At 45.7% G+C, this 16,121-nt stretch carries 10 protein-coding genes, 2 tRNA genes, 3 rRNA genes and 1 pseudogene; 8 read left to right on the top strand and 8 right to left on the bottom strand.

Features of this window, described 5'->3' with window-relative positions:
• Nucleotides 1-33: 33 nt before the first annotated feature.
• From METHO_RS11545 to METHO_RS11535, 3 genes are all read right to left on the bottom strand, one after another.
• A complete protein-coding gene (locus METHO_RS11545; protein WP_015325713.1) occupies nt 34-678 on the bottom strand; it encodes an MBL fold metallo-hydrolase in 645 nt (214 codons plus the stop codon).
• Between the two features lie 31 nt (nt 679-709).
• Nucleotides 710-1,468 (bottom strand): TatD family hydrolase, encoded by a 759-nt coding sequence (locus tag METHO_RS11540; RefSeq protein WP_015325712.1) that lies wholly within the window; start codon nt 1,466-1,468, stop codon nt 710-712.
• A 128-nt stretch (nt 1,469-1,596) separates the two neighbouring features.
• The gene (locus METHO_RS11535; RefSeq protein WP_015325711.1) at nt 1,597-3,108 is read right to left on the bottom strand and encodes a 2-isopropylmalate synthase; all 1,512 of its coding nucleotides are present in this window, start codon (nt 3,106-3,108) and stop codon (nt 1,597-1,599) included.
• 551 nt (nt 3,109-3,659) lie between these two features.
• Here METHO_RS11535 and METHO_RS11530 point away from each other — a divergent pair.
• The 6 genes from METHO_RS11530 (at nt 3,660) to METHO_RS11505 (ending at nt 10,289) form a co-directional block, all read left to right on the top strand.
• Nucleotides 3,660-5,134: ribosomal RNA gene (locus METHO_RS11530) — 16S ribosomal RNA — on the top strand.
• Nucleotides 5,135-5,222: 88 nt separating this feature from the next.
• A tRNA-Ala gene (locus tag METHO_RS11525) sits at nt 5,223-5,295 on the top strand.
• A gap of 120 nt (nt 5,296-5,415) precedes the next feature.
• Nucleotides 5,416-8,344 (top strand): 23S ribosomal RNA (locus METHO_RS11520).
• Nucleotides 8,345-8,441: 97 nt separating this feature from the next.
• Nucleotides 8,442-8,513, top strand: a tRNA-Cys gene (locus METHO_RS11515).
• Nucleotides 8,514-8,536: 23 nt separating this feature from the next.
• Nucleotides 8,537-8,658 (top strand): 5S ribosomal RNA (rrf, locus tag METHO_RS11510).
• Together the 16S, 23S and 5S rRNA genes with 2 tRNA genes alongside form the textbook arrangement of a ribosomal RNA operon.
• Before the next feature lie 206 nt (nt 8,659-8,864).
• Nucleotides 8,865-10,289 (top strand): dihydrolipoyl dehydrogenase, encoded by a 1,425-nt coding sequence (locus METHO_RS11505; protein WP_015325710.1) that lies wholly within the window; start codon nt 8,865-8,867, stop codon nt 10,287-10,289.
• A 62-nt stretch (nt 10,290-10,351) separates the two neighbouring features.
• Here METHO_RS11505 and METHO_RS13430 read toward each other — a convergent pair.
• The 3 genes and pseudogenes from METHO_RS13430 to METHO_RS11495 all read right to left on the bottom strand — a co-directional run.
• A pseudogene (locus METHO_RS13430) lies at nt 10,352-10,714 on the bottom strand (IS1 family transposase); the annotation flags it as partial.
• A 134-nt stretch (nt 10,715-10,848) separates the two neighbouring features.
• Entirely contained in the window at nt 10,849-11,652 is an 804-nt protein-coding gene (cofE, locus tag METHO_RS11500; RefSeq protein WP_015325709.1) for a coenzyme F420-0:L-glutamate ligase, read from the bottom strand.
• Complete coding sequence (locus tag METHO_RS11495) at nt 11,642-12,538, bottom strand: methylenetetrahydrofolate reductase (protein ID WP_015325708.1); 897 nt, start codon at nt 12,536-12,538, stop codon at nt 11,642-11,644. Before METHO_RS11495 ends, cofE begins: the two co-directional genes overlap by 11 nt.
• On the opposite strand from METHO_RS11495, the gene METHO_RS14010 reads away from it, so the two are divergent.
• Nucleotides 12,495-12,923: a hypothetical protein gene (locus METHO_RS14010; RefSeq protein ID WP_216594306.1), complete on the top strand. Its 429-nt coding sequence runs from the start codon at nt 12,495-12,497 to the stop codon at nt 12,921-12,923. The genes METHO_RS11495 and METHO_RS14010 overlap by 44 nt on opposite strands.
• A 60-nt stretch (nt 12,924-12,983) precedes the next feature.
• Here the strand turns inward: METHO_RS14010 and METHO_RS11485 are convergent, their stop codons facing one another.
• Complete coding sequence (locus tag METHO_RS11485; RefSeq protein ID WP_015325706.1) at nt 12,984-14,840, bottom strand: PINc/VapC family ATPase; 1,857 nt, start codon at nt 14,838-14,840, stop codon at nt 12,984-12,986.
• 46 nt (nt 14,841-14,886) lie between these two features.
• On the bottom strand, nt 14,887-15,249 hold the full coding sequence (gene hisI, locus METHO_RS11480) for a phosphoribosyl-AMP cyclohydrolase (RefSeq protein ID WP_015325705.1): 363 nt from the start codon (nt 15,247-15,249) through the stop codon (nt 14,887-14,889).
• Between the two features lie 107 nt (nt 15,250-15,356).
• Here hisI and METHO_RS11475 point away from each other — a divergent pair, with 107 nt between their 5' ends.
• Entirely contained in the window at nt 15,357-16,121 is a 765-nt protein-coding gene (locus METHO_RS11475; protein ID WP_015325704.1) for an RAD55 family ATPase, read from the top strand.

The following is a 16,121-nucleotide window of genomic DNA, read 5'->3' as shown; positions in this document are numbered from 1 at the left end:
ATGAAGTTTGTTCTTTCTTTTTTAATGTCATAATCAGATGATCTTGAATATACTTTTAGCCATGCGGTATGATAGTTCTATCTGGCGTTTCACGTTATCAGAAGTAGTTTCTCCATGTCCTGGATACATTGTCCTTACATCCAGTTGTGTGAGTTTTTGAATGGATTCACTTATATTTGCGGAGTTGCCACCTATAAAATCAGTACGTCCGATACTACCCTGGGGAAATACTGTATCTCCTGAGAACAACGATTTTGATATTGGTTCATAAAGGCATATGCAGCCAGGTGTGTGCCCGGGTGTATGTATAATTTCCAGATACTCTCCATTCCCGATGGGTATGCTTTCTCCGTCATCCAGCAGGATATCTGGTTCAAAGGAAGGTGCTCTGCTGTCAAAGGCTTCAGAGGCACTGGCTTCATCGTGATGTAACAATTCTACATCGTCCTTGTGGATAGCTATACGCGCCCCGCTTTTTTTGGCAATGGCCTCTGCAGCTGCAGTATGGTCATAGTGGCAATGGGTAAGAACGATGAGTTCAAGATCGTTGATATAGATGCTTTTTTCGATTTCTGCTATCAAGGCATCTGTGTTGATGCCTGTGTCTATCAGCACTTTGCCATTGATAAGATACGAATTCGCATCATAGTATCCTTTGTGGAATTTTTTTACATTCATGTTCTTTATCCCTTTTCCCTATATATGGTCCTTAGAGGCCGAATACCTTTATAGTATTTCTCCTGGTAGTATCCATTATATCTATTTTTTCTATTCCTTTGATTTTTTCAATCCACGGAAGGGAATCAAGAACGAATGCAGGTTCATTCCTTCCTTTGCGGGGGGAAAGATATGGACTATCCGTTTCCAGAAGCATGTGCTCCAATGGCACTTCCTTTGCTATTTCCTGGTGATGTTCCGAGAAACAGACCAAAGTGGGAACTGATATAAAATGTCCGGCATCTACTATATTTCTCATGGTTTCAAGACTCCCTCCATAGCAGTGAAATATAACTTTGTCAAGTTGTCCTGACAATCCCAGTGCAATATCTTCTGCTTCTCTGCCGTGTATCACAAGTGGCTTGTTGTATCTGTCTGCAAGTTCTATGATCTTTTTGAAAACTTCTATCTGTCTATTTCTTTCAGCGTTTGAGGTGAAGTAATGATAATCAAGCCCTGCTTCCCCTATTCCAACTATGTCTGTGACGTGATCTTCTATAAAACTCAACATGCACTTTACTTGTTCATCAGTAGCTTCCGGTGACAAATGGGGGCTGAACCCCAGAGTTGCGTGAATATGGTCATATTTCTGTGCAAGTTCAAGGGTTGAGATATTGGTCTTTGGATCAACTCCGGAATTGATCATCTGGTCTACGCCAGCATCAAGGGCACGTTGTATGGTTGCCTCTCTATCTTTATTGAATTTTGGAAAATCAAGATGGCAGTGTGAATCTATAACTTTTAAACACATAGTTACTTCAATTGGTTGCTGAAATCATAAAGGGAACGATGCAGAAGATCTACATTCAATACAGTTAACCACAGATTAAAAAAAGAACTCCAGGCACTGTTGCCTGGTAATTAAATACACAATAGGTTTCACTGCATATTCCATAGTTTCTTCTTGTCGAGCAGGATGTTTATGGCTGTTATAAGTGCGTCTACGGATGCTGTCACAATGTCGGTGCTTGCAGCATGGGCTGTTACCACACGTCCATCTTCGTCCTCTACGCCTATAGTGACCTCGGCAAGAGCATCGGCACCTCCGGTGATCGCTTCAATGCGGAAGTCACGTATCTTGACCTTTGTGTATCCGGCGATCATTTGCTGTACTGCCTTAACGGCTGCATCCACAGGTCCGGTACCAATGTTGGATGCAACTGCTTCCTCATCACCAACAATGGCTCTGACCACTGCAGTTGGTGTTGTGAGGTTGCTTGTCATTACTGACAGCTCTTTGAGCTTTATGGTCTCGCTGCCAAGGTTCCTTCCCAGTACATCTGCTGCAACGGCATGCAGATCAGCATCACAGATCCTTTTTCCTTTGTCAGCTATAGCCTTTATTCTCCTGACTATTTCGTCCAGTTGCTCATCAGTGGTCTGGATGCCGGCATCTTCCAATGATTTCTGGACAGCGTGCTTACCCGCATGTTTACCCAGTACGATACGTCTTTTGTGGCCTACCATCTCTGGCGTCATGATGCCGGGCTCGAACGTGTCTGCCTTGGTGAGCACTCCGTGGGTGTGGATGCCAGACTCGTGAGCAAAGGCATTCTCGCCAACAATAGGCGTGTTCGGGGGCATGTGTATGCCTGTATATTTCTCGACCATTTTAGACGTTTCAAGCAGATATTCTGTATTAATGTTCGTCTTTGCACCATAGATCGATTGCAGGCACATGACCACTTCAGCAAGATTGGCGTTACCGGCCCTTTCTCCAATACCATTTACAGTTACCTGGATCTGGCTTGCTCCAGCCTCGGCAGCCATGAGGCTGTTAGCCACTGCTATTCCAAAGTCGTTGTGGCAGTGGACATCTATGGGAATCCTTATTTCCTTACTGACTGCACCTACCAGATGGTACATACGGGAAGGAGACATTATTCCCACGGTATCAGGCACGTTGATAATATCACACCCTGCTCCCTCTACTGCCTTATATATCTGTGTGAGATAATCAAGGTCGGTACGGGTGGCATCCATGGCTGAGAACATGCATTTTACTCCATGGTCCTTGATATACTGGACTGCGTCCACAGCCATTGTGAGCACTTCTTCTTTGCTCTTCTTTATTGTGTGTATCCTCTGTATGTCAGATGTGGATACGAATGTATGTATCATGTCCACACCTGTGTCGAGGCATGTATCCAGGTCTTTTGTTAGTACTCTTGCAAGACCACATACGTCCAGTCTAAGACCTTCGTTAGCGATAGCTTTTACAGACTGTTTATCTCCTTCAGAAGAAATAGGAAATCCGGCTTCAAGAACGTCTATCCCCAGCTTGTCCAGTTGCCTTGCGATCTTCAGCTTCTGGTCATTTGTCAGGGAAACACCGGGTGTCTGTTCACCATCGCGCAGTGTGGTATCGAAAATAGTTATCTTCTTATTCAACAGCGGTTCTGTGTTATAAAAAACGATCCCTCAGTTGTACTTCTGCGCTCATAGTAATCATAAAGCTTTTTCAAGTTATAGTATTTATAACTTTCTCTTCATGTATGTGTACTCAGCTATTTTTTCACACATGAAATCCCTCTAACCACAACGTATTTATAATATACTGTGTTTTTAGGGGTACTCGCAAGGGGCCTTGCAGTGCGGAAACGCAATGCAGCTTGCTTGAGAGATTATTTCGTTAAGTTATTGTCGATAAATGTTCGTTTTGTTACTTGCCTTGCGAAATCGGAAGGTATATATAGCAAGACGTGCATTATGGTGATTCCCGCACAACAACTGTTGTGCGTGACAATCACCGCTTTATCGTAAGTGGAGACAGGAGTTATTTCTTGTCTGACGTTGGATTTGGCAGTTCGATTAATTCTGGTCGGTAGTGTTTCATTATCGAAAGGAATTAACGAATTTATGCGTGCAAGAAATTCTCAGTGAATTTCCTGAACAATTCCGATATAGACTTCCAAATTTTGAACCAATGTGTGTGATCAACAATTCTGGTTGATCCTGCCAGAGGTCACTGCTATCGGTGTTCGACTAAGCCATGCGAGTCAAATGTTCTTCGTGAACATGGCGTACTGCTCAGTAACACGTGGATAACCTGCCCTTAGGTCTGGCATAACCCCGGGAAACTGGGGATAATTCCGGATAGATCATGGATGCTGGAATGCACCGTGGTCGAAAGCTTTTGTGCCTAAGGATGGGTCTGCGGTCTATCAGGTTGTAGTGGGTGTAACGTACCTACTAGCCTACGACGGATACGGGTTGTGGGAGCAAGAGCCCGGAGATGGATTCTGAGACATGAATCCAGGCCCTACGGGGCGCAGCAGGCGCGAAAACTTTACAATGCGGGAAACCGCGATAAGGGGACACCGAGTGCCAGCATCCTATGTTGGCTGTCCATATGTATAAATAACATGTGTTAGCAAGGGCCGGGCAAGACCGGTGCCAGCCGCCGCGGTAACACCGGCGGCCCGAGTGGTGGCCACTATTATTGGGTCTAAAGGGTCCGTAGCCGGTTTGGTCAGTCTTCCGGGAAATCTGACGGCTTAACCGTTAGGCTTTCGGGGGATACTGCCAGGCTTGGGACCGGGAGAGGTAAGAGGTACTACGGGGGTAGGAGTGAAATCTTGTAATCCCTGTGGGACCACCAGTGGCGAAGGCGTCTTACCAGAACGGGTCCGACGGTGAGGGACGAAAGCTGGGGGCACGAACCGGATTAGATACCCGGGTAGTCCCAGCCGTAAACTATGCTCGCTAGGTGTCAGGGACGGTGCGACCGTTTCTGGTGCCGTAGGGAAGCCGTGAAGCGAGCCACCTGGGAAGTACGGTCGCAAGGCTGAAACTTAAAGGAATTGGCGGGGGAGCACTACAACGGGTGGAGCCTGCGGTTTAATTGGACTCAACGCCGGAAAACTCACCGGGGGCGACAGCAATATGTAGGTCAAGCTAAAGACTTTACCAGAATCGCTGAGAGGAGGTGCATGGCCGTCGTCAGTTCGTACTGTGAAGCATCCTGTTAAGTCAGGCAACGAGCGAGACCCGTGCCCACTGTTGCCAGCATGTCCTTCGGGATGATGGGTACTCTGTGGGGACCGCCGATGCTAAATCGGAGGAAGGTGCGGGCTACGGTAGGTCAGTATGCCCCGAATCTCCCGGGCTACACGCGGGCTACAATGACTGGGACAATGGGCTCCTACCCCGAAAGGGGATGGTAATCTCATAAACCCAGCCTTAGTTCGGATCGAGGGCTGTAACCCGCCCTCGTGAAGCTGGAATCCGTAGTAATCGCGTTTCAACATAGCGCGGTGAATACGTCCCTGCTCCTTGCACACACCGCCCGTCAAACCACCCGAGTGAGGTATGGGTGAGGGCATAGACATTGTGCTGTGTTCGAACCTAAATTTTGCAAGGGGGGTTAAGTCGTAACAAGGTAGCCGTAGGGGAATCTGCGGCTGGATCACCTCCTAAGCGACCTGCAAACGCAGGTCAGCACAACCGACCAGAAATCGAAAAACTGTCAAATCCAAAAAAAGGATAAGCTGGTGAAGAGAAAAGGGCTTGTAGATCAGTTGGAAGATCGCTGCCTTTGCAAGGCAGAGGCCCTGGGTTCGAATCCCAGCAAGTCCATGTTAGTGCACCAAGCGAGTAATGTTGCTTGGGAAGGATGAAGTGTTCGATACATCGAATCGATCATGATGAGATCATGTACAAGTGTGCATATCAGACGTTTACTGGAATTAGTAAGGTGGACTCTGGTAATTATACCGTCAGGTGGATGGCTCGGCTCAAGCGCTGATGAGGGACGTGCCAAGCTGCGATAAGCCTCGGGTAGGAGCATGGATCCAATGAACCGAGGATGTCCTAATGAGGCCTCTTAATGCGTTTTACGCATTGATCAGTAATGATCGGGAACGCTCCGAATTGAAGCATCTTAGTAGGAGCAGGAAAAGAAATCGAAGAGATGCCGCTAGTAACGGCGAGTGAACACGGCAAAGTTCAAACTGAATCCCACCAGAAATGAGTGGGAGATGTGGTGTTATAGGCTTTTCCTAAAGGTCCTAGTTAACTGAAATCGAACTTCTCTGGAACGTGAGACCATAGAGTGTGATAGTCACGTAGGTAAAGGTTAACGGATCTGGGTTAAGTCCTGAGTAGCGTGGGTTGGAATTCTCGCGCGAATTTGGGAGGCACCAACTTCCAAAACTAAATACGACTTGAGACCGATAGCGAAGTAGTAGGGTGACCGAAAGCTGAAAAGTACCCCAAGAAGGGAGGTAAAAAGCGCCTGAAATCTGATGGTGATAGAGCGTTATGGCGTGAAAGGATCTTTGATACGAAGGAAGCAGTCGCGAGGCTGTTGTACGAGTATCATTGCCGACGTCATAACTTACGTTTTGAAGAACGGGCCAGGGAGTATATCCAAGTGGCGATGGCTAACCTTTTACGTGGGAAGCCGGAGCGAAAGCAACATGCGCGCAACCTTCGGGCCAGGCGCGACGTATACAAGTGCGTGGAGTCACTGGGGTATGACCCGAAGCCGGGTGATCTAGGCGTGGGCAGGTTGAAGCGTGGCGAAAGCTACGTGGAGGACCGCAAGCGGTATTGATCTGCAAATCATTCGCGTGACCTGCGTCTCGGAGTGAAAGGCTAATCTAACCCGGCAACAGCTGGTTCCTTCCTAAACATGTCGTAGCATGACCTGATCTGAGATAGTCGGTGGAGTAGAGCACTGATTGGCGATCCCGGGGGAGAAATCCTTCGCTCACCTGTCAAACTCCAAACCCACCGTCGTCGTAGAAGATCGGAGTCCGGGCTACTGGGGTAAGCTTGTAGTCCGTAAGGGAGACAACCCAGCCCGTGGTTAAGGTCCCCAAATGTCGACTAAGTGTTAATACTAAAGGGTGTCCCAAGCCCCAGACAGCTGGAAGGTTAGCTTAGAAGCAGCTATCCTTTAAAGAGTGCGTAACAGCCCACCAGTCGAGGTTTGGGGCCCCGAAAATGGACGGGGCTCAAGTCGACTACCGATACCACGGAGCACCGCAAGGTGATCTAGTAGGAAGGCGTTGCGCTCGGGTAGAAGCAGGGCTGTGAAGTCCTGTGGACCGTGCGGAAACGAAAATCCTGGCAATAGTAACAGCAAAGTCAGGTGAGAATCCTGACCACCGAAGGGGCCAGGTTTCCTCGGCAATGTTCGTCAGCCGAGGGTTAGTCGGTCCTAAGACGTACCGTAATTCGAGTACGTCAAAAGGGAAACAGGTTAATATTCCTGTACTATCCAACAATAAAACTGACGTTTTTGGGCAGGCTGAGCAGCGCCGTCGCGCTGTCTAAGCACCGAAATCCATGGAGAGCCGTAATGGCGAGAAGTGGATGAATGTGTAATGGCGTAAGTCAGTTGCACCCGGGAACCCGTGAAAAGGGAGTTGGATATCCGTACCGAGAACTGACACAGGTGCCCCTAGCTGAAAAGGCTAAGGTGTGTCGGAGTAAACTGGCTAAGGGAATTCGGCAAATTGGCTCCGTAACTTCGGGATAAGGAGTGCCTGCTGTGTAGACAGCAGGTCGCAGTGACCAGAGAGCTCTAACTGTCTAATATCAACATAGGAAATCGCAAACCTGTAAAGGCTAGTACGATTTCTGAATCCTGCCCAGTGCAGGTACCTGAACCCCCGGTTCAACGGGAAGAAGGGCCTGTAAACGGCGGGGGTAACTATGACCCTCTTAAGGTAGCGTAGTACCTTGTCGCTTAATTGGCGACTTGCATGAATGGATTAATGAGAGTTCTACTGTCCCTAGCCAGAGTCCGGTGAACTTTACAGTCTAGTGCACAGTCTAGAGACCTCTAGGGGGAAGTGAAGACCCCGTAGAGCTTTACTGCAGCCTGTCGTTGGCTTGTGGTTTTGGATGTACAGTGTAGGTAGGAGACGTCGAAGCCGGTGCGCCAGCATTGGTGGAGTCGCCATTGGGACACTACCCTTCTGAAATTACGATCCTAACTCCAACGGAGGACATCGATAGGTGGGCAGTTTGCCTGGGGCGGGACGCCCTTGAAAAGATATCAAGGGCGCACAAAGGTTGACTCAAGTGGGTCGGAAACCTACTGAAGAGTGTAAGAGCATAAGTCAGCCTGACGTTATTCAGCACAGTAGTGGATGACGAGACGAAAGTCGGTTCTAGCGAACTTTTGTGATTCCCGCTTGGTGCGGGCCAAAAATGACAGAAAAGTTACCTCGGGGATAATTGAGTTGTTGCCGGCAAGAGCACATATCGACCCGGCAGCTTGCTACTTCGATGTCGGTTCTTTCCATCCTGGCCGTGCAGCAGCGGCCAAGGGTGAGGTTGTTCGCCTATTAAAGGAGATCGTGAGCTGGGTTTAGACCGTCGTGAGACAGGTCGGTTACTATCTACTAGAGGTGTATGCAGTCTGAGGGTAAGTTGCTTTTAGTACGAGAGGAACCGAGCAACGGCGCCACTGGTCGATCGGTTGTCTGACAAGGCATTGCCGAGCAGCTACGCGCTAAGGAATAAGAGCTGAAAGCATCTAAGCTCGAAATCTAACCTAAAAAGAGACTGCTTTAAGAGTTCCGGTAAAAGACCGGTTTGATAGGGTCGGGATGTAAGCATCAAGGCAACGAGATGTTCAGTCCGCGGCTACTAACCACTCGTGCCTGTCTGCCCTGCTAATTCCAGACGATATCTGATATGTGTACTGATAGTATGTGATCTAAATGAAAGGTTTTATATGTAATCTCATCATTTGAACTCCGCTAGTTGCCAAGGTGGCGGAGCGGCTACGCAATCGCCTGCAGAGCGATACCATTCCGGTTCGAATCCGGACCTTGGCTCATTCCCTTCATCAGAGTAAGAGTATAGCGGCCATAGCGGCAGGGCAACTCCTGTACCCATTCCGAACACAGAAGATAAGCCTGTCCACGTTCCGCACTGTACTTAAGTGCGCGAGCCTTTGGGAACTACGGATCGCTGCTATGCTCACTCTATGATTTAAACACTATTTCTTCTAATTTCTAAACAAATGCATTTTTGCTGTCGTACTTTTTAGTACAGTTTCTGATTTTGATATTCTTGGATATGGAGCAATTAATCTTAACTCTTCTTTTTGTGTCTTCTGACCATTACTTATAAAGACAACTACTATCCAAACAATTAGTAATCCTGTTTTGCATAGGGGTGGCAGAGTGAAAGAATACGATCTTATTATTGTTGGCACAGGTTCCGGAATGAACTATATTGGCTCCATGATGGATGCAGACCCGGAAATGAAAGTAGCTGTTATAGATAAGGATGAGCCAGGTGGTATCTGTCTTACAAGAGGCTGCATACCCTCTAAGATCCTTCTATATCCTGCTGAACTGGTAACTGAGATCTATAAAGCTCAGCATTTTGGTATCAACGTTCAGGTCAAAAGCATCAATTTCACCAAGATAATGGAGCGTATGCGTAGCAAGATCTCTTCCGATATGCGGTCCATTGAAGAAGGCCTACGTGCTAATCCCCGAATTGATTATTACAAAGCTACTGCAGAGTTCATTGAACCATATACTTTGAAGGCAGGAGACATAATTCTCAAAGGAAAGATGATCTTCCTGTGCACAGGTTCAAGGCCATCTATTCCCTCTGTTAAAGGGCTTAAAGAAGTAGATCATCTCACAAGTGATGATGTACTTAAGATCTCAGAACTACCCGAAAATCTGGCGATCATCGGTGGCGGTTATATCGCGGCAGAATATGGTCATTTCTTTTCAGCAATGGGCTCTAAGGTCACTATCATTGGGCGTAATTCATATTTCCTTCCTCAGGCAGAACCCGAGATCTCGGTGCTTGCAAAACGTATGATGTCAGAGCGCATGGAAATTATTACAAATCATGACGTATTGGAAGTAAAACAAGTTCCGGAAGGTAAACAGCTTCTTCTGAAAGACAGGGGAACCGGTAAAGAGAAACAGATCGTAGCATCTGATATTCTTGTTGCCACAGGCAGAGAATCCAATTCCGATCTTCTTAAGCCTGAAAAGGGTGATATTGAGGTAGATAACATGGGTTGGATCAAAGTTGATGAACATCTTGAAAGTTCTCAGAAGAATATTTGGGTTATAGGCGACGCTATAGGCAAACACCTCTTTAAACATGTGGCAAATCATGAATCAACAATCGTCTACTACAATGCCGTTCTCGGACGGAAGGCCACCGTGGATTTCCATGCAGTTCCAGGCGCTGTGTTCTCAGAGCCCGAGATTGCCACTGTCGGTATGTCAGAAATAGAAGCTGTAGAACAATACGGAGAAGACAATATCATAATCGGCTTTTATCGTTTCCAGGATACAGGTAAAGGGCTTGCCATGGATTTGGAGGATGAATTTGTGAAAGTCATTCTGGAAAAGAAAACGGATAAGATACTAGGGGCCCATATCATAGGTCCTCATGCTTCGGTGCTCATCCATGAGATCATTCCTGTCATGTATACTCCGGACCAGAGCGCTGCTCCTATCATGTACTCAATGGATATCCACCCTTCACTGAGCGAGGTAATCAAAAGGGCCTTTTATTCAAGGATGCCCGTGAATGAGTATCATATGATTCTTAAGGCTTTAAGCCTGGAATGAAAGAAAATGTTCATTTCTTAAATTCGATCATTGATCCTTTCCACTAACAAACATCTGGCAAATCATACGTTTATTTTTTTGGTATTGTTAAAGTATAACATTGCCTTTCTTCTCAACCTTGCCAGGAAGTGCCTCAATATGCTGTTATATCCTTCAACAGCATACGTTTCAGCTTTGGATTGTGTATGAATAGTCTCCGGGAGGAACTCTGTATATGCCATCCAATGATCAGTCATCACTTTTTCAATTATTTTCCCTCTAAGTATTCCCAGAGTTTTTGTCCGATTTCAGTTTCTCTGCTACCGGAAGAGCAGTCGATGAATTTTTCCCAAATCTATCAACAGTAATCCAGATCCAGCAATATTTTTTTTGTTACCAATGTAAGTGTGTATCTTATGCAGTTCAAAGACAGATATCTCATTTGTATCGTTGACTTCTATTGAATATACCATTCTGTCTTTGACTGAAACTCTTACATTTTGGGCAATTCATTCCTATGTACGAGTTATGTGTCTATATATGTCTATTTTTCAAAACTCACTGTCCACATTACTGGAACTCATTTTCTGTTTTTGTTTATATTGCTGTAATACATGCATTCTTCCCTTGAGAACAATGGCATCTCTACAGAACCTTCTATCATCTTCACAGGCGCCCCCTTTATAATTACCGCAGGTATACTCTCTCCTGCTTCTCCCATCACCAGCTGTGCAGCAGATACTATATTATCGGCCACTGCTTTGCGAGTTATCTTCAGTTCCTTGCCAAATATATCAAGTGACCCTCTTGCATCTTCCACGGGTTCTATGCCTGAAGTTCCAAGAGCTATGCCTACGCATCCAAGCCTTAATGGCTGGGTGCGGCTGTCGCCAACGATGACGCCTATGTGGCATGAAAATGCTTTTTCAAGCCCTTTTCGGATGAAAGCCGCACTTTTCTGTGGGTCTTCCGGCAGGAGTACTACACAACCATCCGGGGCATTCGAGCTATCTATCCCGGCATTCGGTGAAAGTGTTCCTCTGGTAATGGTCAATGCTGCTCCGGGAACTCCTCCGAATATCTCATCACATTCCTCTATTATCAGCTGCATTTCTCTTGGATCGAGCTGGTAATTCAGGGCAAGTTCGCAGGCTTCTTCAGTGGGTTCAATGTCAGCTAACCTTACAACTCTTCCTTCAGAGGTAGCTACAGCAGATTCTGCCAGCACTATAATATCACCATTCTGCAGTTTTGTTCCCTGTTTTTCAAGGGATTCCAGAAGTATCTGGACCAAATCATCACCCTGCCTTATGATGGGTGTCCTGATGCCTAGCAACTGCATTAGTGTGTTGTCGCATGAATACTCATGTTCGCTATTGCTCATTTTGTGTTCTTCCTTCTGCCAATCCTGCCATCTTTAATATTTCTTTGCTATGGGTATGTTGTCCCACAGGCATCAAATGTATGCCTCTGCACATGTTTTTGAGTTCACGGATCGACTGCACAGCTATCTCGAGTCCTTCCTGTACAGGTTCTTTGGCATATTCCATTCTGGTGATGAGTTCATCTGGCACCCTTATTCCCGGAATGTTTTCGTTCATGAACCTTGCCATCTTTGCAGATCTGAGAGGTATGATACCGGCTATTATAGGCACATCGATGTCCTTTACCTTTTCCAGAAAACATGCAAATTCTTTGGTATCGTACACTGCCTGGGTCTGAATAAAATCCACACCCATACTCACCTTCTTTCGAAGTTTGATATGCTGCATGGGTTGTGTGGGATCTGTATTTGAGACGGCCCCCACTACAAAATCAGGAGATCTTTCCAAGCTGTTCCCAGAAAGATCATATCCCAGTTTCAGTTTTCTAATTGTGTCCAGTAGTTGCACTGAATCAAGGTCATATACTGGTTTTGTATCAGGGTGATCACCTTTGGTGGTATGGTCCCCTGTCATAACACATATGTTCCGTATTCCCAAAGCCCAGGCCCCAAGCAGATCAGATTGCAGGGCCAGTCTATTGCGGTCCCTGCACGTAATCTGTAAGATGGTCTCATGCCCTGCATCCTTTAACAACTTCCCAACGGCCAGAGGACTCATGCGCATGACAGCTTTTTGATTATCTGTCACGTTGAAAGCATCCACATACTGCTTTAATTGTTCTGCGTCTGATAGGAAATACGAAGTTTCAACACCTTTTGGAGGTGTGACCTCTGTGGTGACAATGAATCTATGTGATTGGAGCTTCTCTCTAAAAGTGACTGCCATCGAGCACCTATACGCGGCTTTTACTTTTAAATTCATCGAAAAGAAATCCTTGTTGTTTATCATCATCAATCTGTTTTTATGCCATCAAATCAAATTCTATCTAATATTCTGTAAAAACACTGGGGATGATGGTGCGACAAAAAAGTATGGTAACGTTGCAAAGAACGTTCTCTATTTAATAGGTCTGCTTATAGGTATGGTCATAGGGGATATGCTGGACAACATTGTCATTGGTATCGTTCTTGGTTTAGTTCTCGGCGTAGGCTTTGCAAAAACCAATAATGATCCTGCCGCAGAAGGAGAAAGGCATGAACAAAGCTTGAATAAGTTTTTGGTAGCTATTGCAACTCTAATTTTTGTTATCGTTTATTATCTTATTAGATAGTACTTTCTGGCAAAAATAATCTAGTTAAGAGGCCATAAGTAGGCCCCTCTTAAAAAATTATTATAGTGGCCTGACTGTGACCAGTTCTCCGTCCTCTATTGCTGAAAGGATACTGTCTGCAACTGCTGAATCCTCTCTTACTTTTATATCTCCATGACGACCTACTGTAGCACTGAATAGGAACTCATCTCCTGCGTAGACTTCGACATCATGGGCCGCAAGTCCAGAGATGTTCAATATTAGATGCTTTTTTGTTTTCTCGATGATGGGACGGAACTCCTTTTGAAGAGTTTTTTCTTTCTGATATGTTTTTTCTTTCACCTCTCCAGATTCGAACTTGCGCACGTCTATGTGGATGCCTAGTATTTTTTCGATATTATCGATAACATTCCCACCTTTTCCAATGACTCTGGGCATGTCATTTTCAAGTACATGTACGAAGGCTTTATGGTCTGAGATCATTTCTACCTGAACAGGTCCGGTAGCATATCGTTCTATTACTTCTTTCACTTCTCCTTCTGCGAGCTTCCAGGAAGGTCTCTTAACTTCAAGGCCAACAGGCATCACTACTACCTGGTCTCCATAGGTGTAGATCTCATACTCGGTTCTGCCACTTTCCAGATCAGTTACTATGATCACAGGCCTTGCCAGGTCAGCCTCTGTCATTCCAGATGGGACCTTCACAGTGAATTCCAGTATCTGCACTTTAGATATCTCGCCTTTGTTGACAAAGATCACTGTGTCCACTACCTGGGGTATGACTCCCAGCTCCACCCGCCCAATAAGTCTTTGTATTGCGTCCACGGCTCTGTTGGCATGTACGACACCTATCATGCCCACGCCCGCCAACCGCATGTCTGCAAAGACATGGAAATCATTGGTCTTTCTTACCTCATCATATATTGTATAGTCAGGTCTGACCAGCAGGAGGATGTCCGCCGTTTTTTCCATGCTACCATCCAGAGGAGCATATTGTGTGATCTCTTTGGGTACCTGCAGATCCCGCGGAGCTTCCATGGTCTTTACCACGTACCCCATCTCATGCAGGTATATGGCTACACCTGCAGCAAATGTGGACTTCCCAGCACCCGGAGGTCCGGCTATAAGAATTCCGCGCTGTTCTTTTATACGCTCCTTAAGTACTGTACTCAGGCGGTATTGGTCAAGAGATACTTTTGCCACTGGCCTAACAGCCGTGATCTCTATCTCATCCGAGAATGGCGGATTGGCAATAGCTATGCGCATGTTGCCTATCTGAAGCACCGATGCCCCATTGAAATCCAGTTCCATGAAGGAGGCAGGATCACTGCGCACCCGCTCAATGAGTTCCCTTGAAATGAATTTAAGTTCTCCATAAGTGCATGTTTCTTCCCTTATCTTTACAAATTCCACTGCAGCTATGCTTCCTCTCTTAGCCATTGGGCTGACACCATTTTTTAGGTGTACTGACATCGTATCTTCTGTGAAGAACTGTTCTATTTTAAGAGGACGATGCTCAATAAAGTGGGGAGCAATAAAATCAACTTCTAATCCCTTTGCTATTGCAACTTGTGACTGTACTCTGTCAGCAGTCACGAACAAAGCATTATTTTCCTGAGCTGCTTCTCTAATTAGTGCATCTATCTCCCCGCCGCCAGCAAGTTTCACTTCATCCAGATTTGGCCGCCTGCCGGCAAAAACGAGTTCTATAATTCCCTGAGTCGCAAGTCTGCGCAATTCTTGCAGCTCTTCCAATCCTTTAAAACCAATTTCAAGGCCACGGTTAGCCTGAGCTTCAAGCTCAGCAACCACCGCTTCAGAAATTATTACCTGGACTCCTGCATAATCGCCACTCTTTATCCGTGAAGATATAGCACCATCAATTATAGCACTCGTATCACTGGCAATACGGGTTATGCTTTGACCCTCTCTCTTCATACGACTATATTACTTATCTTCTCTATATAATTCAATTGCAGGCCGGCTAGTACACTTCATCAGGTTCAAACACTTTTTCTCCTACTACTTCACCTTCTATTGTACGGTAGAAACATGATCTATATCCTGTGTGGCATGCTCCTCCCTCTTGTACTATAAACATCAGGATAGCATCCATGTCACAATCAATGCGTATTTCCAATACTTTTTGCAGGTGGTTTGAGCTTTCTCCTTTCTTCCACAGTTTCTGACGGCTGCGGCTCCAGTAGTGTGCATATCCGGTTTCAATAGTCTTTTGTAGAGCTTCTTTATTCATATAAGCACACATGAGTACTTCTTTAGTTTCAGCATCCTGTGCAATCGCCTGGACTAGGTCATTCTCATATTTCAGGTTATTTAGGTCGAGCATTTTTTCCACCATATTTTTATATTAATACATCACTATACTTTGTATATTCAAATAATATCTCAGTTTGCACTAATATATTTGCATCTATCGCTCATTGGTGAAAGTTAATGGATTACAGCTTTGATGGTTCCGGAGGGTATCGCGTTCCCACTGGTGTAGTAGGCCTTGATGTACAGTTAGGTGGTGGTGTTCCCCCAGGGACAACCATTTTACTCCTTGCAGAACCCGGGGCAGGCATGGAGGTCTTTGCTCATCAGTTTGCATATGGAGGACTCTTAAATCATGAGGATGTCTTCTATTTTTCATCTGAGCATCCGATATCTGAAGTACTTTCAGGTATGGATTATTTCAACTGGGATGTCAGAAAACATCTGGAAAAGGGTAAATTTGATTTCATTGATGCTTATTCTCCTCGTTTTTACAACGTCCTCCCAAAACAGCTGGTCTCTGGTGTATCGGCAAAGGATTTTCTCAAAAGGGGGACCGATTCACTCAACCTGCTCAAGGGTACAGCTACCGAGGCCCGTACTACGAAATACAGGGGTGTAGTTGATTCTATATCTTATTTCCTGCGTTCTTATGAGCTTAATAATGTTTTGAATGTCATTGAGATCATATCATCTATGGGTAAGGCAACCGGTGCTGTTCATCTTCTTTTAATGACCAGTGGTATGCATGAATCTATCGTTGAGAACAACATGAAGCACATATGCGATGGTGTAATAGAGTTCAGGATGAAGGAGCGTGGAAGTGAGGTAGAGCACTCTATCCTCCTTAGAAAAATGAAAGGCATGATCGTACCCAACAGGACAATTTCTTATGTTATCACCAATAAAGGTGTGGAACTTGAAACGACAACAAGGGTACTGTAA

The organism is Methanomethylovorans hollandica DSM 15978 (genome assembly GCF_000328665.1).
Taxonomy (GTDB): domain Archaea; phylum Halobacteriota; class Methanosarcinia; order Methanosarcinales; family Methanosarcinaceae; genus Methanomethylovorans; species Methanomethylovorans hollandica.
Note: the sequence above shows the minus strand (reverse complement) of the source record. Positions and strands in the feature narration are given on the sequence as shown.

Coding starts and splice junctions, on each gene's coding strand:
- METHO_RS11495 (WP_015325708.1), bottom strand. CDS start 12,538: ATGGCAGTCACTTTTAGAGAGAAGCTCCAATCACATAGATTCATTGTC.
- METHO_RS11540 (WP_015325712.1), bottom strand. CDS start 1,468: ATGTGTTTAAAAGTTATAGATTCACACTGCCATCTTGATTTTCCAAAA.
- hisI (WP_015325705.1), bottom strand. CDS start 15,249: ATGCTCGACCTAAATAACCTGAAATATGAGAATGACCTAGTCCAGGCG.
- METHO_RS11485 (WP_015325706.1), bottom strand. CDS start 14,840: ATGAAGAGAGAGGGTCAAAGCATAACCCGTATTGCCAGTGATACGAGT.
- METHO_RS14010 (WP_216594306.1), top strand. CDS start 12,495: ATGAATCTATGTGATTGGAGCTTCTCTCTAAAAGTGACTGCCATCGAG.
- METHO_RS11545 (WP_015325713.1), bottom strand. CDS start 678: ATGAATGTAAAAAAATTCCACAAAGGATACTATGATGCGAATTCGTAT.
- cofE (WP_015325709.1), bottom strand. CDS start 11,652: ATGAGCAATAGCGAACATGAGTATTCATGCGACAACACACTAATGCAG.
- METHO_RS11475 (WP_015325704.1), top strand. CDS start 15,357: ATGGATTACAGCTTTGATGGTTCCGGAGGGTATCGCGTTCCCACTGGT.